This is a genomic window from Paenibacillus selenitireducens, assembly GCF_002021565.1.
Classification (GTDB): domain Bacteria; phylum Bacillota; class Bacilli; order Paenibacillales; family Paenibacillaceae; genus Paenibacillus_K; species Paenibacillus_K selenitireducens.
On the sequence record NZ_MSZX01000007.1, the window covers coordinates 16,754 to 38,705 of the forward strand.

Below are 21,952 nucleotides of genomic sequence, written 5' to 3' on the forward strand. Positions count from 1 at the left end.
TACATTTATACTTTCGTAATTGGAGCAAAGCCAGCGAGTAGACGTTTGACGCCAACTGGTGCCGGAAAAGCGATTTGCAGCTCCATATCATTGCCTGTTCCTTTGACGGCCACAATAACACCTGTGCCCCATTTGCCGTGTGCGACCTTATCCCCTGTCTGGAAGGATTGTGCGCCGCCCGCACTGCCTGCTGCCGAAGCAGCCGGCTTCGCCGCATCCATCGAAGAGGTCACCGTGACACGTCCAGAGGAAGAGGTCACGCCACCTCGGTTACCAAACCCACCTGCACTGGATGATCCGCCGCCAAAGCCTGTATTGGCACCGCCTCGATTTCCAAAACCGTTGCCTCCACGACTTCCTAGTCCAGAACCAAAGGTCGATACATCCCGTCCGAATCGGTCGCGCGACATGGAAGAACCATTGGAATCCAGAAGATCTTCCGGGATTTCCCGCAAGAACCGCGAAGGCGCATTGCTTGTGGTCCGACCGAATAGTGTACGCATCCGTGCGCTCGTTAAGAACAATTGCTTCTCGGCACGTGTAATTCCAACATAGGCCAGACGGCGTTCTTCTTCTAATTCTTCATCATCGTTAAAAGCTCGGCTGTGAGGGAATACCCCTTCTTCCAGTCCAATAATGAAAACCGTCGGGAACTCCAGACCCTTCGCACTATGCATTGTCATTAGTACAACCGCATCCTTCACTTCCTCTTCCTCATCATCACCTAAGGAGTCGATATCGGCAATCAGAGCGAGGTCTGTTAAGAAGGCTACGAGTGATTTATCTTCATTATTCTTCTCGAACTCTTGCGTTACCGACAAGAACTCATCAATATTCTCCATACGCGCTCGGGATTCCAACGTGTTTTCACGCTGCAATTCCAGCTTGTATTCCGTCATTTCAAGCACTTTCTCCGTTAATTCGGTGACAGATAGGAAATCTTGCATCCGATTTAGTTGCTCGATCATATCCCGGAAGTCGCGCAGCGTCCCTTTGGTACGAACAGCGATATCGATATCATCCATATTCTCAATGGCTTGATACATCGATTGATCGCGTCTGATCGCAGCCGTATCGAGCTTGGCAAGCGTCGTATCGCCGATTCCGCGCTTCGGCACGTTAATAACGCGGTTAAGACTAATATCGTCGCTAGGATTCGAGATTAGACGTAGGTAGGCCAAAATATCTTTGATCTCTTTACGGTCATAGAACTTCGTACCGCCCACGATTTGATAAGGAATTTCCGATTTGATGAGAATTTCCTCGATGACCCGGGATTGCGCATTCGTACGGTATAGAATCGCATGATTCTGATACTGCTTGCCCTGATCATAATTCTTTCGAATCTCACGTGTAATGAAATAACCTTCATCATGCTCTGAATCGGCTTGGTAATGCGTAATCTTGGAGCCTTCCCCTTGATCCGTCCACAGCTTCTTCGGTTTACGTCCTGTATTGTTCTTGATGACCTCATTCGCTGCATTCAGAATGTTCGCTGTGGAACGATAGTTCTGCTCCAACAGAATAGTCGTTGCATTCGGATAATCCTCTTCGAAATTCAGAATGTTCGTAATGTCGGCCCCGCGCCAGCGATAGATCGACTGATCGCTATCCCCTACAACGCACACATTATGATGCGCGTCTGCCAACATACGAACGAGCATGTATTGCGCACGGTTCGTATCTTGATACTCATCGACATGGATGTATTTGAATTTTTTCTGATAAAAATCAAGAACTTCAGGCACTTCCTTGAACAGTTGAATGGTGGTCATGATGAGATCATCGAAGTCGAGCGCGTTATTGCTACGGAGTCTTTTTTGATACATGGTGTATACTTTCGCCACGATACCTTCGAAATAATCTCCGATCTTCTGCTCATATTGCTGAGGCGTAATGAGTTCATTCTTCGCTGTGCTCATCACAGCTTGAACCGCCTTCGGTTCATGTTTCTTCGTATCGATATTCATTTCCTTCATACAGTTACGAATGACAGATAATTGGTCTGTCGAATCCAAAATGGAAAAATTCGAAGTGAAACCGATTCGTTCGATATCTTTGCGCAAAATCCGTACGCACATCGAGTGAAACGTCGATACCCAAATATCGCGTCCGTCCGGACCGACTAATTTCGATACCCGTTCTTGCATTTCGCGCGCTGCTTTATTCGTAAATGTGATCGCGAGAATGCTCCATGGCGGCGCTTTGCGCGTTGCAATGAGATAGGCAATCCGGTGCGTAAGCACACGTGTCTTCCCACTCCCCGCGCCAGCCATAATTAACAGTGGACCTTCGGTTGCTTCCACCGCTTTACGCTGCTCTGGATTTAATCGCGCTACCGCTTCATGTATATTAATGGATTCATGCATAAGATCATGCTCCTCCCCAATCTATCGTTCATTATTCACCCGGACCGCTTCCACGGTCTGAAGGGCTTGCTCCAAGTTATCATATAAAATGTTACCTACAATAATAGTGTCTGCAGATGCTGCGGCTTGACGCGCTTGTTCTAGGTTCGTGATTCCCCCGCCATAGAACAACTGAGCTTGATGCAGCTTATTGCGAACTTGACGCACTAAGTCCATATCCCCAAACGTCCCGCTGTATTCCACGTACACAATCGGCAATCGCATCAGTCGATCCGCCACTTGGGCATAGGCAATGACATCCGAAGCTTCAAGCTCGGTCAGCGCCTCCGTTAGTTTAGCAACGGTAGCATCCGCATTTAATACGATATATCCTTCCGAGGAGACCATCTCCCAAGGGAGCATGCTCCCGAACTCGCGAACCGCGCGTTGCTGATGGCCAATAAGCCAATCTGAATTTTTCGTATTCAACACCATCGGAATCAGATAATGATCAAAACCCGGCACAGCCGCCTCTTCATCGGATACTTCCAATACGCAAGGAACTTCATATTGCCGAATTCGCGACAATAAATCAACAGTATTATCGAACGTGACGCCAGTCGAACCTCCGACAAGGATTGCGTCTGTTCCGGACATGCAGATCTTGTCCAGCGCTTCATCGCTGATAGTTCGTTCTGGATCTAGCTTAAACATGTGCCTCCACGGCATGAATTGTTGTCCCACGGGTGTTCCTCCATCCGTTATAGAAACCTAACCTCTAACAGAATAAGTCTAAGGTACTGAAAGGGTTGTGTCAATTTAATAGGCACTATTAAATGATACCAAAGCGAATGTATGTTCTCAACCAATTATTCAAAAAAATTAAGAATTTTACGCCGTACCTGTGATCCTGACGAGATTCTTTTCAAAACATACAAAAAGACCGCTTTACCCTTCTAAGGCAGCGGTCTATTTCTTCGTTCTATTTCATTGTAGTTCTTCTATAACGGATACCAAAATCCCTTCAGCACGCTTACTTTCATCCAAATGGAACCTGCGATCAACAAAATACTAAGTGTGCCAACCAAATAATCGATCCCTTGATATTTCTCCATATGGTACCATGTCCGGCGACGATGCTTGCCAAAGCCGCGCAGCTCCATCGCATTCGATACAACCTCAATCCGTTGAAGGGAGGAGTACAACATCGGGAAGGCGATGGACGTCACATTTTTGACACGTTGGATGAAGGGGGCATCCCCTTTGCGAAACCCAATGCCGCGCATTTGCATCGAATTCGTAATACTGCGGAACTCCGACTGAATGTCCGGAATATAGCGAAACGCGATGTTCACCGCATAGGCGATTTTATAAGGAATCCCAATGCGATTTAAGCTGCTCGCGAACTGGCTGGGATGCGTGGTAAAAATAAAGAGTAAACTGATCGGCAGCAACGTAATGTATTTGGTTGTCAGTGTCAGTACATAGAACAACGTCTCCAAATTGATCGTGTTATAACCGATATTCAGTACCGGTGTACTTGTTCCTGTTAGCTCTGATCCGTAGGTCGGTGTAATAAGAAGAATAAAAGCTGTATTAAATACGTTAAAGACGATCATCACCCAAAAAATAACACGGATCCTGCGAAATGGTATTTTGGCGGATAACAGGAGTCCTAAACCGACCAAGAGCATCACAACAAATACGCGCAAGTCTAGAAATAGGAATGTCGCAATCGTCCATGCCGCGAACAGAAGCATCTTCACACTGCCGTCCATACGATGAAAAATGGAATTGCCGGGTGCATATAATGTCCCCATCTTACTCATGATGCTTCACCTGTTTTTCATAATTAATAAAATGCTGCACAAACCCTTCGGCAGAAGGAAGTCCGATCACTCGTGCTAACACCGATAATGAAGTCTCTTTTAAATTCGCCCGTTCAATGACTTCTGCATTCGTAAGTACGCTAGCCACCTTGTCATTCGCGATCACTTCCCCGCCGGAAATGACAACTGCGGAATCCGTGTATTCGAGCGCCAAATGCATATCATGTGTGATAAAAATAAACGATAACCCCGTGCGCGCCAGCTCTGCGATAAACTCCATAAACTCCGTATAATGCTTGTAATCTTGTCCTGCCGTGGGTTCGTCCAAAATAATCAGCTTCGGCTCCATCGCAAGCACCGCGGCAATGGTTACCCGCTTCTTCTGCCCGTAGCTAAGCGCTGAAATCGGCCAATTACGGTAAGGATATAATCCGCAGATCCGAAGAATGTGCTCGACCTTCGCATCGATGGTTTCTTTTGAGACCCCACGTATCGTTAAGCCCAGTGCGACTTCGTCCCATATCATGTGCTGCGTAATCATCTGGTTCGGGTTCTGCATCACATAACCGATTTGCTCCCCGCGCTTACGAATGCTCCAATTGCGAATTTCCTCACCCTGTAAGCGAATCTCGCCAGAGGATTGACGCACGATGCCCATAATCAAATGACTTAACGTCGATTTGCCCGCACCGTTGTTCCCAAGCAATGCCACAATTTCTCCAGTTTGCACTTGAAAAGATACACCCCGAATGACTTCATGCTCCCCATCATAGGAAAAACGAACATTTTGTACATCTAATAATGGCTGTTTGCTTGGTGACGATGTGGATGCGGTTCCTGCGTTATACCAGGAAGTTAGAGCATTTTCGAACTTAGGAACGTTGATATGATGTAACTGTGTGAGCTCATCAGCAGCGGAAAGCTCGCAGCCTGCATATTTTAACGCTTCAATATAGAGTGGTTCGCGCAATCCGTGCTTCCGAAGGATGTCTGAAGATAGAATCTCATCCGGTGTTCCGATCGCTTGAATCTCACCCTCGCTCATGACAACAATCCGATCTATCAGCTGCTCCAACACGTCCTCAATCCGATGTTCGATAATAATAATCGTCTTATTCGTCTGCTGATGAATGTCGTCGATCATTTTCATCGCTTGCTTGCCGCTCGCAGGATCGAGATTCGCTAACGGTTCATCGAAGAGCAAGATGTCGGCCTGCGTAGATAAAATGCCTGCGAGAGATACACGCTGCTTTTGACCGCCGGATAAATCATGTGGACTCTGATCGATATAATCCAACATGTTGACCGTCGTTAGCGCACGCTCAACCTCTTGCTTCATCTGTGCACGCGGTACCCCGTCATTTTCGAACGAGAACGCAACATCCTCACCGACCGACAAGCCGATGAACTGACCGTCTAAATCCTGTAGAATCGTGCCTACGGATTGACTGATCTCGAATATGCTCTTCCCGGTGGTGCTCTCCCCATGAAGCGTCATCGTACCTTCGAGCTTACCTTCATACGTAAATGGAATCAGCCCATTGATACAATGGGCTAATGTCGATTTGCCTGAGCCGCTGGGGCCGGCAATTAATATTTTCTCGCCGGGTCGGATATCTAAGTTGATATTCCGCAACGTCGGCTCGGTTAATTTCTGATATTGAAAGCTAAAGTTATGAAAAGATATCATGCTGTACTCCTATTTCTCGATCGTAAGGTTCGAGCTTTTCTTATTCACACGTAAGATCGCAAGGACGATAGGCAATCCCAGAACAGTCACAGTCGCGATATTCGCAAGTACTGCCCCCCAGAATTGAACGGCCATTTTATCTACCGGCTCGCCCATTATGAAGATATCGAAGAGTGTCGCTTCTCCAATTCCCACGATACAACCTATGAGTCCGTAAATTAATATTTGATAAATGTGTTTCTTCGCATAAGAACCTGCTTTGACATTAAAGTCTTTGTTCATAAATACGAAACCGCTGAACAAACCGATCAATGCGGATCCGAACGCCCAACCCCACCATACGATACCGCCGGAGATTAAATCCGTGATCACATGACCAATCAGGCCGATTAATAATCCTACGATAGGACCAAATAAAGCACCAAAAATTGTCAAGAAAGCAATGGCCGGCTTCACCCATGTTTGCGGTCCAACCGTAAAACCAAAAAATCCTAAAAAGCCATACAACGCTGCCCCAATCCCGATTGCCACGACAACGAGTGTGCTGAAATTGAAAATAGACTTTTGATTCATCGAACCAATTTTCCCCTCTCACCTATTAATAAGCTTATACTAAATCAAAAGTCCTGTTCTTTCAATATAAATATCAAAATAATTCCTATGAGTTTAGAGGGGTTAAAAATTGTATAACTGGCATTTATTTAAATATTAAATGGATGAAAAAGATAAAAAGAACCCAAAGGATGAATCCTAGCCCTCCGCCAATAAGCCAGCCTCGGCCAGGATTGCTCTCATAATCTTGTGAATCGTGATTTGGCATAAGAAAACTCCCTTTACTGAGATCTCTCTAGTATCGGGAGTTTGGGATGCGTTAATACGCGTTTTTATTGATAAATCCGTTAATGACTGTCTTCCAAATGATCTTCACGTCCAGGAGAATCGACCAATTCTCAATATAAAAGATATCATAGCGAATGCGTTCCTCGATCGATGTATCCCCGCGCAGACCATTACTTTGTGCCCATCCCGTAATGCCGGGACGAACATGGTGCTTAACCATGTATTTCGGTATTTCTTCCTTAAACTGATCCACGAAAAAAGGACGTTCCGGTCGCGGACCTACAATACTCATATGACCCAGCAGTACATTAAAAAATTGCGGCAGCTCATCTAGGCTTGTTTTGCGAAGGAACGAACCGAACTTCGTCTTCCGCGGATCATTCTCCGTCGTCCACTTCGTATCCGATGAGCCTTGAGCCTGTACCCGCATAGATCGAAACTTGAACATCATAAAGTTCCGGCGGTTCAACCCCACCCGTTCCTGCTTGAAAATAATCGGGCCTGGCGATGATAGCTTGATGCCAAGCGCCGCAATGAGTAAGACAGGTGACGTCAGAACGATCGCGAAGAGTGCAAAGGCAATGTCGAAGGCTCTCTTGAGAATACGATTACTCATCAGATCGAGCGGAATGTCCCGCACGTTGATGAGCGGCATGCCCGCGAAGTTATCAAATGTCGGCCTCGCCGGCAAGTAGTCGAAGAAATCCGGAATAATGAGCGTTCTTACACCCGCTTTTTCACAGGCATTAATGATGGTTGGGAACTTATGATGCGCCTCCAGCGGCAAAGCAATAATGACCTCGTCGATGGGCTTCTGTTCGATAGTTGCCGCAAGGTCATCCAGTGTACCGAGAATAGGCTTATATCGCTTGCCGAACTGTTCATCGATTTCATCGCACTGATCATCAAGGAAACCGAGGACCTCATATCCCATTTCGGGATGCTGCAGCAAGTTCTTGTAGAATCGCTTGCCAAGTGAGCCAGCGCCGAGAATGAGCACGAATTGTTTGTTGTAGCCTTTTTCCCGGAAGTGCTGGAGCATGCGTTTGATGACGAAACGGTAGAGCATAATGGCCACTACGTTGCCCACCATGTATATCGCAAGGTATTCACGCGAGATGTGTACAGCTTTGAAATAGAAAAGCAAACTTAATAGCACGAACAAGCTGATCGCATGCACCTGGAAAATACGGAAAAGGTCATCTATAAACCGCTTCTTCCGCTTCGGCGAATAGAAGCTGCTCATCATACCGATGACCACCGCGATGGCACCATACACTAAACTCCATTTGAAATATTGGGAGATCGGCAATGGCGATTCATGCTGCATCCAACCACTCTGAAATTTCATCCAGTAGGCCATCAGGAACATGATCTGGATCGCGAAAAAGTCCGCTATGATATAAAGTTGCGTGAGAAAGCGTTGGTTCTTACGCAGCATAGTTTCACCTCAAATTCAATAAGTTCAAGGATGTCAGCCCTTGCGCAGCATTTTATTTTTGACGAGCGACATCATAAATTTCACAAATATCCCTATGTACACCAATCCATTCGTTAAGATCGCGTACTTTTTCCGGTAATGCTTGCGGTGGAACAAGTACATGGCACGGTGGAATTCGTAGATGATCTTGTATGGCTTGCGACGGCTGCTCGCACCTTTGTAATGCGTGATCTTCGTCTCCGCGTAATAGTAAATCTGCCAGCCTGCTTCTTTGATTCTGTAACACCAGTCGATGTCTTCTCCATACATGAAAAACTCTTCGTCTAACATGCCGACTTGATCGATGGCTTCACGCCGTACGAGCATGAATGCGCCCACGAGACAGTCAATGGGATAAGATTCGTCTGAACTTAGATAACCTAGTTGATATTGGTTAAACCGTGGGTTGTTCGGGAACAACTTTGAAAATCCGAAAGCATAATAAAACGAAGCCGACGGCGTAGGAAAGCCGCGACGACAGGCTTTGTCGAGTGAACCGTCAGGCAGTACCACTTTGCAACCGGAAGCTCCAACGTTTGGTTGTTCATCCATAAACCGTATCATAATATCTAACGTGTCTGGTTCCACAATGGTATCGGAATTCAATAATAAAATATATCGACCTTGGGCGATTCGGATGCCTTGATTGTTAGCCCGAGAGAAACCTACATTATCTTCATTCGCTATGAGAGTGGCCATCGGATACTGTTGTTGAAAGTGTTGTACCGAGTCATCCTTGGAATGATTATCGATGATGATCACTTCGTAGCTAAATTTAGTTATCGAAGAATAAACAGATTGCAAGCAATCTAGCGTTAATTGTCGAGTATTGTAGTTAAGGATAATAATACTTAAGTCCATTACCTTTCTCCCATCTGTCGAGAGTTGCTCTTGCCATTATAGCATAGAAAAAGACTAGATTCCGTATTTAACAGTGTTAACCCGTTAAAGTCTTGATAAAGAATTGACTTTAGTGGGGAATTGTTAGATGTCGGAATTAGTCTTGTTTTGGATGATATTCTTTTTATGACGTAATGCAGGTAGTTCTCGATAAAAGCTTACCCACGATCGAAGTACCTTGGGATCTCGTAATAAGGCATAACCTACACTAGCTATTTCAAAAGGCAGGATCTGGATCAAATTGCGAAATAAATTTCTCCGTGAATCATTTTTATATATCATTTTATAGCGATTAATATAAGAGTATTGCCGAATGAATAAGGGCTGTTGGTTACGTGAACCTTTTTTCCAACCACGCTCATGATATGCAATAGCATCCGCATTGTAATAGGATATCCATCCGTAATTTTGTGCACGCCAGGCAACATCTACATCCTCTTTATAAGCAAAAAAGGATTCATCATAAAATTGCCCTTCAATGCTGATATCTTCTACCATATCTCTTGAATAGAGTGCCGCAGCGCCAGATACGCCGAATACTTCTCCAGAACCGTTCCAGAGATCCGATGGTTCTCCTGCACCACGGTCGAATGCTCTTCTTGCGCGATTCATGACAAGACCTGTACTATCAATGATGTGTGGGTTGGATTTTAGTAATAGACGTCCTGTTGCACTCCCTATCTTAGGGTTTTGTTCGCTAGAATTTACAAGTCTCGCTACATATTCACGATCTAATGTAACATCTGGGTTGAGAACAAGAAAATAATCAGCTTGCGATATGCGCATGGCTTGGTTATGGCCTGGAGCAAATCCAAGATTCTCCGTGTTAAAGATAATATGTACCCGGTCATTGTACGGTTGCAGCACCTCCCGGATGTTATCATGGGATGCATTATCTACAACAATGATTTGTTGAATAGGGTAAGACTGCTTGAATACGCCATCCAAGCAGTCTATGATATCATTCGCGCTATTATAAGTAACAATATGAACACTAACTGTTCTCATAAGAAACTCCTTATTTCGTTGCAAATTCTGAAATGAATTCCTTCAATGCTTCTCTCCACGGACGTAAATCACGAAGACCATTCGTTCGGATAGATAGATGATCCATCACAGAGTTACTTGGTCTTGGAGCTGGACGCGGAAATTGTTCTGTTGTGCACGGCAATAATTCAAGCTTTAAATCTGCCTCCTCGAATATTGCTTGTGCGAACTCATACCACGAACAGGAATCTATATTCGAAGCATGATAGATACCATAATACTCCGTCTGAATCAGTTCCTCAAGAAAGTAAGCTAAATCAACTGTATACGTTGGTGATCCCACTTGATCATGAACTACTTGGAGAGATGGCTTCTCTGCGCCCAGTTTCAACATTGTTTTTACAAAGTTATTACCGTGTGCCCCATATACCCAAGAAGTACGAACAATATAGTATTTCGATGATAAGGTTTGAACAAGATGTTCCCCTGCTCGTTTTGATTTCCCGTAAACTGTCTGCGGGTCCGTATTATCATATTCACGGTAAGCCACTGTTGAATTGCCATCAAACACGTAATCCGTGCTAATATAGCATACTTTAGCTCCGACCTTTTCAGCGGCTACTGCAATATTACGACTACCGACTGTATTTACGAGATATGCCCCGTCTTCATCCGACTCCGCTGCATCTACTGCTGTGTAGGCTGCGCAGTGGATGATAGCATTAGGTTGGTAAGCAAGGATAATGGACTCACATTTCAGTTGATTTGTAATATCTAAATCCTGGCGGGAACAGGCGAGCACATCGTGTCCCTTTTCCGTAAAAATACGAACAACATCCTGACCCAACTGGCCATTTGCACCCGTAACAAGGATCTTCATACTACTCACCCAGGAGCTCGCCATATTGCTTGGCGTAGTATTCTTGATAAGCCCCTGATTGAATCCGCGTCCACCAGTCTTTATTGTCCAGATACCATTGAATCGTCTTCTTGATTCCCGACTCAAAATGATACTTCGGTTGCCATCCCAATTCTGTGCGAATCTTCGTCGCATCAATAGCATAACGGCGGTCATGGCCCAGACGATCTGCTACGTAAGTAATCAGTGATTTAGGTTTATCTAGCGCTTCAAGAATCGTCTCGACAATTTGGATATTCGTCCGTTCATTGTTACCACCAACGTTGTATACTTCACCGCTTTTACCGTTATGAATGACCAGATCGATCGCACTGCAATGATCTTCAACATACAGCCAGTCACGGACATTTAATCCGTCTCCATATACAGGAAGCTGCTTATCATTGAGAGCATTTGATATCATTAATGGGATTAATTTCTCTGGGAAATGATAAAGACCATAGTTGTTCGAACAGCGTGTAATATTTACGTTCATCCCATAAGTCTCATGATATGCACGAACAAGCAGATCTCCACCTGTTTTACTTGCCGAATATGGACTGTTCGGTGCAAGTGGTGTGGTTTCCGAGAACATGCCTGTATCACCAAGTGTTCCGTACACTTCATCCGTTGAGATTTGAACATATTTCTGTACATTATATTTACGCGCTGCCTCGAGCAATACCTGGGTACCCATGACATTCGTTTGTACGAAAATGCCTGGATCCAAAATACTGCGATCCACATGGGATTCCGCTGCAAAGTTAACTACAATATCAACGCCTTGCTGAAATATCTCATCTACTTTTTTAGCGTCAGCGATATCGCCTTTTACAAAAGTATAATTCGGTTGATTCTCAATACTCTTCAAGTTTTCTAAGTTCCCTGCATACGTTAGAGCATCTAGATTGATAATCTGATACTCTGGATACTTATTCACCATGTAAATTACAAAGTTACTTCCGATAAACCCGGCACCGCCTGTAACCAATAACTTCAACACTGGCTCCCCCTCACTCAAAATTGATGTCTGCATCGCGTAATAACGGATGTTTCGTGTCTTTATCTGATAGAATCGGTTGATCCGTTGGCCAATCAATACCTAGCGCAGGATCATTCCATAGAATACCCCGATCATGTTCAGGGGAGTAGAGTTTATCTACTTTATAGAGAACTTCCGTATTGGGCTCTGTTGTACAGAAGCCATGGGCGAAGCCATGAGGTACAAGCAATTGACGCTTGTTTTCTGCACTCAAATGAACACCGATCCAATGGCCAAAAGTCTGTGAGTTTCTACGGATATCTACGACCACATCGTAGATGGAACCTGCAAGGACATAAATTAGTTTCGCCTGCGAATGTGGACTTACCTGGTAGTGTAAGCCACGAATAACGCCCTGTTCTTTTGATAAAGAATGATTATCTTGCACAAACTGATATTCAATATTATATGTTCGATATATTTTAGTGTTATATATTTCTAAAAAAAACCCTCGGTGATCCACATGAAGAGCTGGTTCTATTATTCTTACACCTTGAAGTTTTGTATCAATTACGTTCATATGCCACCTCTATATTTGGCTTTCCTCATAAAAAGTCCCTCTGTGGGAAGCTTGTTTTACGAATCTTATACTACTCATACCACATTATTATACATGATAAAGATCAATTATAACTTGGATAGGACTAAAAATCAGGATCAACTCCAAAATCAGCTATTATTGCATTAAAGGATCGAGAAATAAACTCCAGAAAAATTGATTTGAATCATTGATAGACTTATGTGCCTATGTTAACTAACAGGTTAACCTAGATTGTATTATACGTGGATCGACGAATATTTCTTTATTCCTTTCTCAACATTAGACGTCTTCATAAAAAGACTATTCGCAACCAAATTGAGACTAGATCTACTATGTTCAAGCTTTTTATTGGATAAGGTAACTAGAAGACATTATCCACTCGAGAACTTACTTGAACAAAGCCTTGACAGCCATCATTAGTAGTTCACTTATAATTCAGTTCTATTACGGTAAATAATGATTGTGCAAAATACTCTTATTGCTATCTGGAAGAATAATAAATCATCATTTAGAACTTAGTAACCAATATATTCTTCAGAACAAAATTCCACGAATCCCTACACATCTCTTCTATGCCCTTTTCGGCAACCCAATCAAGTTCTTCTTTTGCTTTTCTAGTATCCGCATAACACTGCGCAATATCTCCTGAACGCCTTGAATGAATTTGATATGGTATTTTTCTTTCGCTAACTTTCTCAAAAGTATTCACTACATCTAACACACTATAGCCAGTACCTGTTCCTAAATTATAGGCATTAATGCCTGTACTATTGATAACTTTTTCTAGAGCTTTTATATGGCCTTGACTCAAATCTACTACGTGAATATAATCTCTTACACCTGTTCCATCTTTCGTATCATAATCATTTCCATAAATTTTCAAACATTCTATTTCCCCTAGCGCAACTTTTGCTATATAAGGAAACAAATTATTTGGCACTCCATTTGGATTTTCACCAATTAAACAACTACTATGAGCTCCTGTTGGATTAAAATAACGTAGTAATGCAATACTCCAGCTATTGTCTGATAGACATAGATCATTAAGTATATTTTCCAACATTAATTTTGTGTTTCCATAAGGATTCAACGCTTTTGTTGCAAACTCTTCTTTGATTGGAACTGTATAAGGATCACCATAAACAGTAGCGGAAGAACTGAAAACAAATTTTTTAACATTAAAATCCCTCATTACTTCTAATAGTATAAGTGAACCCTCTATGTTATTACTGTAGTAATCCAATGGAATCCTAACCGACTCACCAACCGCTTTTAGACCAGCGAAATGTATTACTCCATCAATAGAATTTTCTATAAATATCTTTTCGAGTATATCTTTATTTCTTACATCTCCCTCATAAAATACAAAATCATTATTTGTGATTTCTTTTATTTTTTCAATTACTTCTGGTTTAGAATTCGAATAATTATCAATGACAACTATTTCATAGCCAGCTTGTAGTAATTCCACACAAGTATGACTTCCAATATAACCTGTACCACCGGTCACTAAAATCCTCATACTCAAACTCCAATCTAATTAATTGTACTCAATCCTACTTAATATCTAAATACATTTGATATATACCGTCTTTTAATTTTTTCCGTGGTTCCCAATGAAGCTCTTTTGTAATTTTTGAAATATCCAACACATTTGATTTTACATCGATACTTCTTGCTTCCATAAATCGAATTTTCGCCTGTATATTTACTACCTCAGAAATACAATTAACAATATCTAATAATGACACCCCTTGCCCCGATCCTAAATTATATAATTTGCAATCACCTTTATATTCTAACAGCATACATAATGCTTGTGTCGCATCATCAATATAAATATAATCTCTCGTAGTGGATCCATCTCCCCAAATTTGAATTTCTTCATTATTCATAATTTTACGAATAAAAATTGGGATAACTCCCTGCCCATTTTTCCCTATTTGCCCTTTCCCATAGGGGTTGGCAAGTCTAATAATATGATAATCAAGCCCATATTCATGGTTATAATAGTATAGATATTTTTCTATTGTAAGTTTTTGAATCCCATAAGAACATATAGGGTTCGTTGGATGCTCTTCAGGAATCAAGTTCACTTCAGTTTGGCCATAAATTGTTCCTCCAGACGATAGAAAAATAATTTTTTTCACTCCTGTCTGTACACAAGCGTCCAATAGTTGAATTGTTGAGCATACATTTGATGAAATATCATATATTTTGTTCACATTAGAGGTGGCAGGTACTGTTGTGCTAATTAAATGATATATAATATCAATTCCTTGTAAAATTGGTTTAAAATCTTCAATCTGAGTAAAATCTGCTTCAATAAATTCAATCTGAGTAAAATTAAAATCTGTTTTTTTCATTGATCTATCCATAATCTTTACATGATGCCCAAGTTGTACAAGCGTCTCACATAAATTTGATCCTATAAATCCGGACCCACCTAATACTAATACATTCACAGAAACACAACCTTTGCTTTTAATATTCGAATCGTCTAAATGTCTATACATAAAAAAAGAGCCATTATTAAGGTAATGACATTCCATTATCCAAAAAGGATCTTATGACTTGGAACGAGTAAAAAACGCAATTCCCCCATACAGGGGGAATTAGTTATATTAGTTATTAGTTATATTACTTAAATATTCTATTCAACTTTAGCTTGAAGAATGCTCTAATAAATCGATTACCCCATCTTGAATTTGCTACTCTCATCAATTCATATTTCACAACATTATCATTCTGAATTTCTCCGACTTGTTGCTGACCAGCATGATATTCTACAGGTGGGTGTGCAAATGTGGGGTTATTCCACAAATATCCTGGACCATTGGCTACAAGTAAATTATATATTTCCAACCCATGTTCATGATATAACTTTGGATGGTGTAAAGATAATGTATCTAACAAATAAATAAGCATGTCACGATTAAATTGTCTCGACATTGATTCTGGTCTTACTCGATATTGAACTAAAGGTTCCGGAATGCTTATTCCTGAACAACCATTTTCGCACATGGTTACCCATCCTTCAAAATCTTCTAAGCCATATTCCATAATCGAACGATTCCATCCAAAGTTGATAAAATCTTCTCTTCGCACCACTACAAATGCTGTCAATTGATTCATACCTAATAAATATGGAAATTCCGTATTGAATGTAGGCCATATCCCTGTTCTTGCTCCAAAAAACTCAACCCAACTATACACAAATGAAATATTATTATAAGTTTTTAATAGGTCAATTGCTTTTCCATAAAACTCTGGCTTTATAATATCATCAGCATCTAGAAAAGCTAAAAACTCTCCTTTAGCATGTGTCGCTCCCACATTTCTAGCATTAGCAAGTCCACCATTTTCAATATCAATAATACGTATTTTCGTGTTATTCTTTTTCCGTATATCATTTAGCAATTCTATAGCTTTAAGATCAGACGAGCCATCGTTAATAATAACAATTTCATAAGATTTATATGTGATATTCAAAGCACTTTCTAATGTTTCCATTAGGTAATCAGCTAAATTATAATATGGAATCACAATCGATAATAAATCTTTCTCACTATTTATACGTTGTGTAATTTCCGATTTTCGAGGTATTGACTGGCTAGTGGGGTACTTTTGACTATTTTTCTGTTGTAATGTTATTTCATACAATTGCGAGCGTTTTTGATAATTTTCATCTATATTGCATAAATTTCGAATTCGTTCGTATCCTTTTTCTCCGAGTTCTTGTAGTTCATTATTATTTTTCTGTAAAAGTTCTAGCATCTTGGACTCAAAGTCATCATCCTGATCCCAATCGAAAATGTAACCACTTCGTCCATGGACATCAACCATCTCAGCTTGTCCACCTGTACGAGATACAATAACTGGAGTTCCTGTACTCATAGCAATAATACAATTATATGGATAGTTTTCATATAATGAAGGAATGACTGCAACTCTAGCATTCTTTAATTCATTATTTAACTGCTGGGGGGGGACTGTATCTTTAAACACAAGTTTCCCTTCCTGAACCCATCTAGCATACTTTTTCTTTAACCACTCACCCAGCATAGTCCCTCTCGGATGAAAATACGTATCTCCACCCAGCATAGTTAAAGTATAATGGTGCCCCTGAAGCCATAATTTTTCCATTCCTTTAATTAACTGAATAACACCTTTTCTAAATTCACTTCGCCCCATATACAGAATATCGGTCCCATAAGAGCATTCTGCTTTCCATACAGGATCATCTTGAATCGAGTAAGGCAATGGTATAACATTAATTTCTTTATGCGGAGCGTATGGTTGAATTTTACTTTTCAAAAATTCACTTTGGGTCACTATTGCATCCGCAGCATTGATACAGAATTTCTCCATTTGCCCGATCCAATATGTTGGAAATTCGTATCTTGGTAATTGATTAATTCTCGCAAGCTCGAATGTTGGCGTATGCAAATGGACTACAATTTTAGTGTTTTCGAGCCGTGGGTCTTTTAAATATTTCTTTTGTAATAAATAATACCCAATAGCGTTGTAATCCTGAACTTCAATTATATCTGGTGAGTCTTCGTCTCTATCTATCAAGTCTAATGTCTCTTCTGCATACTCAAATGCTAAGGCTGCCCAATATCCTAAGTATTGATATTGAGGGCCTTGCATATGTTGAAAACGAACTACTCGAAGATTTTTCTCAGGATACTCAATTGCATTTCCCTTCGGGTCTCTAACAATTACCGTTACTTCATGTTTTTGTCGTGCAAACATTGCGGCTACTTGTTCTATATACATAGAAATTCCACCACCAAAGTCCGGTGGATATTCACTTGTTAAATACCAAATTTTCATTATTAATCATTTCCCTCTCATTCTTGTCAGTAATCTGCGTAATAAGAACTTCTTACTTTGCAATTGTTGATGAACCTCATCTAACTCTATCGTTTTTCTCTCTAATTGCAATGAAATCTGTTCCAATTGTGATTGAAGGCTTGCAATTTTACTGTTCTGCCCTTCAATATCTTTATTTTTTAATGCAATAACATGCTGTGAATTGAGCCCATCCTGCAGTAACATTTCTATTTTAAGCATGCTGTTGTTTTTTTGTTCAATAACTTTCTGCCATTCATCTAGTATACGTTTATTTTCAAAATCCCTTTTTTTTATTTCTCTATTAAGAAATTCAATGGTGTGAACCCCGCCTTTCCATTCACCGAGGACCCTCTTACACTCTTGATCTAATTTTTTAATTTCATCTATATATTCTTGATTGTTTTTAGCCAATTGCTCCCACGATGTGGTCAATCTTTGAATTTCCGAATAAAAGACTTGAACTTTATCTATATTTCTAAGTAATGCATCTTCTACTATTGATTCTGTATCCTGCTGCTTATATGTTTTATAATGCTCAATTACATCAGAGTAATATTGAATTTGCTTAGGGTACAAATTTGACGGTGAAAAGAAAGCTGCTCTCTCTTTCGACAGTTGGCTTAACCGTTTTTGCTTATCCTCGTCCTGTAAAACTTGCACTAACTTTTCATACAAATCATACTCATCATTATTTTTAAAAGAAACCCCATATTTCCCAGCTTCAATTATTTCTATCATTGCTGTATTATCACTAACAATTACAGGAGAGCCCATGGCCATCGCTTCCACACATACATTTCCAAACCCTTCAAATCTTGATGGAAATATACTAACTAAAGCTTTCTTATAGTAATCAATCAAATATTCTTGTGGTATAGGGTTTTTCCACTCAAAAAACGAATGGAGAGTACTCGGTATTAATTCCATCAATTCATCTTTTACCATTCTATTACTTCTAAGATTGGCTATATCTTTTCCAACTATAATAAACTTAACTTCAGTACTGTTTTTTTGTAAATATTCAACTGCTGCTTTTACGAATAAATCTATACCTTTTCTCTCTTCCAAACGACCTACATATAACACATACTTACCACAATCTTTTAAGTTAGTATCTGCTGTAAAGTCGGTCTTTGGAGGATTTTTTATCATATTATAAACAACTTGAATATTCGATCTGTTCAATCGGTATTGAATAACATTCTTCAGAAAACCACTAATGGCGTAGATATAATCAATATGTCTTATTGTATAATCCTCTTGTTGAGTAATGATATTCGAAGGTTCTTCTAATCGATTAAAGATATTACATTCATACGTTGGTGTGTGTAACTTCATCACAAATGGGATATCGCTGAAATTACCTTTTACTTTTTTATTTAATACTGAAAAAAAAGATTCTCCAAAGTAATCTGCAAACTCAACAATGTCAATATTAACTTCCTCAACTAACCTATCCAGTGTATGAAACACACTGAGAGAATAAGCAAAGTTATACTCTAAGTATTGTGATTCTAAGCTTATATCGACCCCTAAAATAGTTATACAGGGTTCGACTTTCCTCTCTGAAAGAGCATATTCCGTTTGGTTCTCTTTTGAAGTTATGATGAATACATGATGACCATTTAGAGCTAACGACTCCGATAAGTTATGAATATATACACCAATACCTGCTTTTTGAAAAGGATATAGTTCTCGAGAAACCAAACAAATATTCACTTTAATCTACTTCCTTTAAATTGATAATAATATCAATGACTTTTTGTTTATTACTATACAAATCAACGGTTAAAAACGCAGTGCCATTTTTGATAATTTCAATATTCCCACTCCACGGATGCGATAAACACTTTAGACGAAGCTCTTCCCCGATGATCTCAAATTCAAGTTCAGCTCCGCCCTCACTTGCGATTAGACAAGTACCCATTGGAGAAATTTTCTCTGCTCGACTTAACCATTTCTTATCTTTTTTAATTTTATGTAGATCAATACCAGTAATTTCATCTGAGGATATATGATAAATCCAAACCTCGCTCCCATTTGAACCCTTATTCTGATCTTCTCCTACTCTTACTTTGATGATTTCCCTTTCATTGACCATTACGTTCAAAATTCTATTCGCCCCCTCAGCAATGATTTAATGCGACTTTACATTACAATAGATCATAAATTAAAATCACTCACTATGTTTACCCTTCCTATCCACATAGAAGTCACCTCAGATCTATTTTTCACCAAAAACATATTATAGAAACAAAATAAGACTCTGGATCGCAGTAACACTTAAAAATCTATCTTTCTATGGTACAAATTATTATTTGATGATCGTATAGTTTATATCGTAATTTTGGTAATACATATACCAGACAGGACGTTTGGGATTATAGACACTTTTAAAGGTATACGCCAAATCTATATGATCTAGAATTGCTTGGTCCGCTATATTACGAGTGTCATTAATTGATATGCCTACACTAAAAGCCATATCGTGTTTCAATAAATTAGGAGATTTAAATGATACGATTATCTTCTCTCCTTTTTTTATTACTGGGAATTTCAGATCTTCCTCAAATGTTGTTGTTCCTGTAACGTCGATTCCATTCTTATCCCTTATTCGAATACAACAATTTAGATTTTTTATTTCTTTATTGGATTGGAGTTCAATCTCAATATTCATAATTTCTCCATAATTAAAATGATCCGACTCTTCGCCTTGTTCATTCTTCATAGTCACGTTTCTGATACGAACATCTCCAGTGCCATAACGCATATGCTCATAGTTCTTAGAATGCCCTTCATCTTCAACAATCACATCATTTCCAACAGATTCAACTTCAACCAATTCGTCGTCTGTGGTTTGATCCATCCGTGTGGAAATCATTTGATTGATTGAGCTGATATCTCCCGCTTCAGCAGTATAAATCTTTTTACGCGTATCCATCAAATATAAATCAGTAACTTCGACTGAGCTTCCATCAGATTTTATATTTCCTTGTTCAAGGTAGATGCATCGGCTACACAGACTTTTCACAGCAAAAGTATCATGGCTAACAAAAAGAACAGTGACTCCCTGATCTATCAATTCTTTCATTTTATTCATGCATTTATGTTGAAAACCCATGTCACCAACAGATAATGCCTCATCAACAATTAATAAATCGGGATTAATATTAATTGCAACAGAAAAAGCTAGTCTTGCATACATACCGCTCGAATATGTTTTTACAGCTTGATGAATGAATTCTCCTAAATCAGCAAATTCTATAATTTCATCTAGCTTCAATTCCATTTCTTTTCTTGTAATCCCCATAATCATTCCGTATGAAAAAATGTTCTCAATCCCAGAATATTCAGGATTAAAACCTGAGCCTAGCTCCAATATAGCTGAGACTCGCCCAAATACTTCAACATTCCCCGTATTAGGTTGGACAATTCCCGTTATAATCTTCAATAATGTGGATTTTCCAGAACCATTTTTACCAATAATACCAACATTTTCACCTTTAGAGATTGTAAAACTAATATCAGTAAGTGCATGAAACTCTTTATGATAGGTTTTATTGTGAAAGTTCAGTGCTTCCTTTAAACGATCTGTAGGCTGATTGTACATCTTATACAATTTAGATACATTACTTACCTTTATTATTTCATTTCCCATACATTCCACCCTTTATAATACGTCCGCAAAATGTGGCTTCAGTCTTTTAAATATAAATTTCCCCAAAAAGAAAATAATAATCACTGCAACCCAAAAATATAATGTACTTAGTGGTCTTTCCCAAAACCAAACCTTGTATACTAATGCATCTCGATAGCCTTGTACAATATAATACGCTGGATTAAATTTAAAAATCGTTAATAACGTAGGAGAAAGTATATTTTGATTCCATACAATTGGTGTCAGCCAAAATCCAAAATTCAATACAATACTTACTACTTGTCCAACATCTTTAGAAAATGGAACTAGTGAACTCGTCAAATATGATAGTCCTAAAGCAAGTACAAATATACAAATAGAGTAATATATTATTTGTACAGCATGGAGAGTAAAACTCATATTTACTAACGCACAAATAACAAATAATAAAACTACAAAGAATAAATGAACAAATGATGATACTAACACTTTAATAAGAGGAAGGATTTTTATATTAAACACTACTTTTTTAACAATATAGGTATAATCAACAATACTCATTGTCCCACCCATGATCGCTTCCGATAAAAAGAACCATGGAATCATTCCACATATAAACCATACAATATAAGGTACATCCTCTACTGGTGTTGTCCGAAACCCTACTTGAAATACAAACCAGAAAATTAAAATCTGCATTAATGGCTGGATAAAAGCCCAAGCGATTCCTAAATAGGATCCTGCATATCTATTCTTGAAATCATTCTTAGCAAAACTAAAAATAGTACCTTTATTATGATATAACTCTTTGAATAACCTCATTGTTCCTCCTTAAATTTTAGCGAAATAACGTAGTATAAGAGGATTCTTTTCCTAGCCTGTTTTTGACACCCCCTCATA

18 protein-coding genes are annotated in these 21,952 nt (G+C 39.7%); all 18 read right to left on the minus strand.

Going from position 1 to position 21,952, the window contains the following annotated elements; genetic code table 11:
- Positions 1-5: 5 nt before the first annotated feature.
- On the minus strand, positions 6-2,369 hold the full coding sequence (gene pcrA / locus BVG16_RS17800; protein ID WP_078500188.1) for a DNA helicase PcrA: 2,364 nt from the start codon (positions 2,367-2,369) through the stop codon (positions 6-8).
- A 21-nt stretch (positions 2,370-2,390) separates the two neighbouring features.
- On the minus strand, positions 2,391-3,077 hold the full coding sequence (gene pcrB / locus BVG16_RS17805) for a heptaprenylglyceryl phosphate synthase (protein WP_078500672.1): 687 nt from the start codon (positions 3,075-3,077) through the stop codon (positions 2,391-2,393).
- A 272-nt stretch (positions 3,078-3,349) separates the two neighbouring features.
- Positions 3,350-4,177: an energy-coupling factor transporter transmembrane component T family protein gene (locus BVG16_RS17810; protein ID WP_078500190.1), complete on the minus strand. Its 828-nt coding sequence runs from the start codon at positions 4,175-4,177 to the stop codon at positions 3,350-3,352.
- Positions 4,170-5,867, minus strand: coding sequence for an ABC transporter ATP-binding protein (locus BVG16_RS17815; RefSeq protein WP_078500192.1), 1,698 nt, complete (start codon positions 5,865-5,867; stop codon positions 4,170-4,172). Before BVG16_RS17815 ends, BVG16_RS17810 begins: the two co-directional genes overlap by 8 nt.
- Before the next feature lie 9 nt (positions 5,868-5,876).
- Complete coding sequence (locus BVG16_RS17820; RefSeq protein ID WP_144027422.1) at positions 5,877-6,425, minus strand: ECF-type riboflavin transporter substrate-binding protein; 549 nt, start codon at positions 6,423-6,425, stop codon at positions 5,877-5,879.
- 313 nt (positions 6,426-6,738) lie between these two features.
- Positions 6,739-8,148 (minus strand): undecaprenyl-phosphate glucose phosphotransferase, encoded by a 1,410-nt coding sequence (locus tag BVG16_RS17825; protein WP_078500196.1) that lies wholly within the window; start codon positions 8,146-8,148, stop codon positions 6,739-6,741.
- A gap of 33 nt (positions 8,149-8,181) precedes the next feature.
- A complete protein-coding gene (locus tag BVG16_RS17830; RefSeq protein WP_078500198.1) occupies positions 8,182-9,048 on the minus strand; it encodes a glycosyltransferase family 2 protein in 867 nt (288 codons plus the stop codon).
- A 123-nt stretch (positions 9,049-9,171) separates the two neighbouring features.
- Positions 9,172-10,095 (minus strand): glycosyltransferase family 2 protein, encoded by a 924-nt coding sequence (locus BVG16_RS17835; RefSeq protein WP_078500200.1) that lies wholly within the window; start codon positions 10,093-10,095, stop codon positions 9,172-9,174.
- 10 nt (positions 10,096-10,105) lie between these two features.
- Positions 10,106-10,954, minus strand: a complete 849-nt coding sequence (gene rfbD / locus BVG16_RS17840) for a dTDP-4-dehydrorhamnose reductase (RefSeq protein ID WP_078500202.1) — start codon at positions 10,952-10,954, stop codon at positions 10,106-10,108.
- A 1-nt stretch (position 10,955) separates the two neighbouring features.
- Positions 10,956-11,972 carry a dTDP-glucose 4,6-dehydratase gene (rfbB, locus tag BVG16_RS17845; RefSeq protein WP_078500205.1) on the minus strand — a complete coding sequence of 339 codons (1,017 nt, stop codon included), beginning with the start codon at positions 11,970-11,972 and terminating at the stop codon, positions 10,956-10,958.
- A gap of 13 nt (positions 11,973-11,985) precedes the next feature.
- Positions 11,986-12,534 (minus strand): dTDP-4-dehydrorhamnose 3,5-epimerase, encoded by a 549-nt coding sequence (gene rfbC / locus BVG16_RS17850; protein WP_078500207.1) that lies wholly within the window; start codon positions 12,532-12,534, stop codon positions 11,986-11,988.
- A 529-nt stretch (positions 12,535-13,063) separates the two neighbouring features.
- The gene (gene galE / locus BVG16_RS17855; RefSeq protein ID WP_078500209.1) at positions 13,064-14,077 is read right to left on the minus strand and encodes a UDP-glucose 4-epimerase GalE; all 1,014 of its coding nucleotides are present in this window, start codon (positions 14,075-14,077) and stop codon (positions 13,064-13,066) included.
- A 34-nt stretch (positions 14,078-14,111) separates the two neighbouring features.
- Complete coding sequence (locus BVG16_RS17860) at positions 14,112-15,020, minus strand: NAD-dependent epimerase/dehydratase family protein (RefSeq protein WP_078500211.1); 909 nt, start codon at positions 15,018-15,020, stop codon at positions 14,112-14,114.
- 175 nt (positions 15,021-15,195) lie between these two features.
- Entirely contained in the window at positions 15,196-17,394 is a 2,199-nt protein-coding gene (locus tag BVG16_RS17865; RefSeq protein ID WP_078500213.1) for a glycosyltransferase, read from the minus strand.
- Between the two features lie 6 nt (positions 17,395-17,400).
- On the minus strand, positions 17,401-19,134 hold the full coding sequence (locus BVG16_RS17870) for a glycosyltransferase family 4 protein (RefSeq protein WP_078500215.1): 1,734 nt from the start codon (positions 19,132-19,134) through the stop codon (positions 17,401-17,403).
- A gap of 1 nt (position 19,135) precedes the next feature.
- Positions 19,136-19,525 carry a hypothetical protein gene (locus BVG16_RS17875; protein WP_078500217.1) on the minus strand — a complete coding sequence of 130 codons (390 nt, stop codon included), beginning with the start codon at positions 19,523-19,525 and terminating at the stop codon, positions 19,136-19,138.
- 204 nt (positions 19,526-19,729) lie between these two features.
- Entirely contained in the window at positions 19,730-21,073 is a 1,344-nt protein-coding gene (locus tag BVG16_RS17880) for an ABC transporter ATP-binding protein (protein WP_078500219.1), read from the minus strand.
- 12 nt (positions 21,074-21,085) lie between these two features.
- Positions 21,086-21,874 carry an ABC transporter permease gene (locus BVG16_RS17885; RefSeq protein ID WP_078500221.1) on the minus strand — a complete coding sequence of 263 codons (789 nt, stop codon included), beginning with the start codon at positions 21,872-21,874 and terminating at the stop codon, positions 21,086-21,088.
- Positions 21,875-21,952 lie beyond the last annotated feature (78 nt).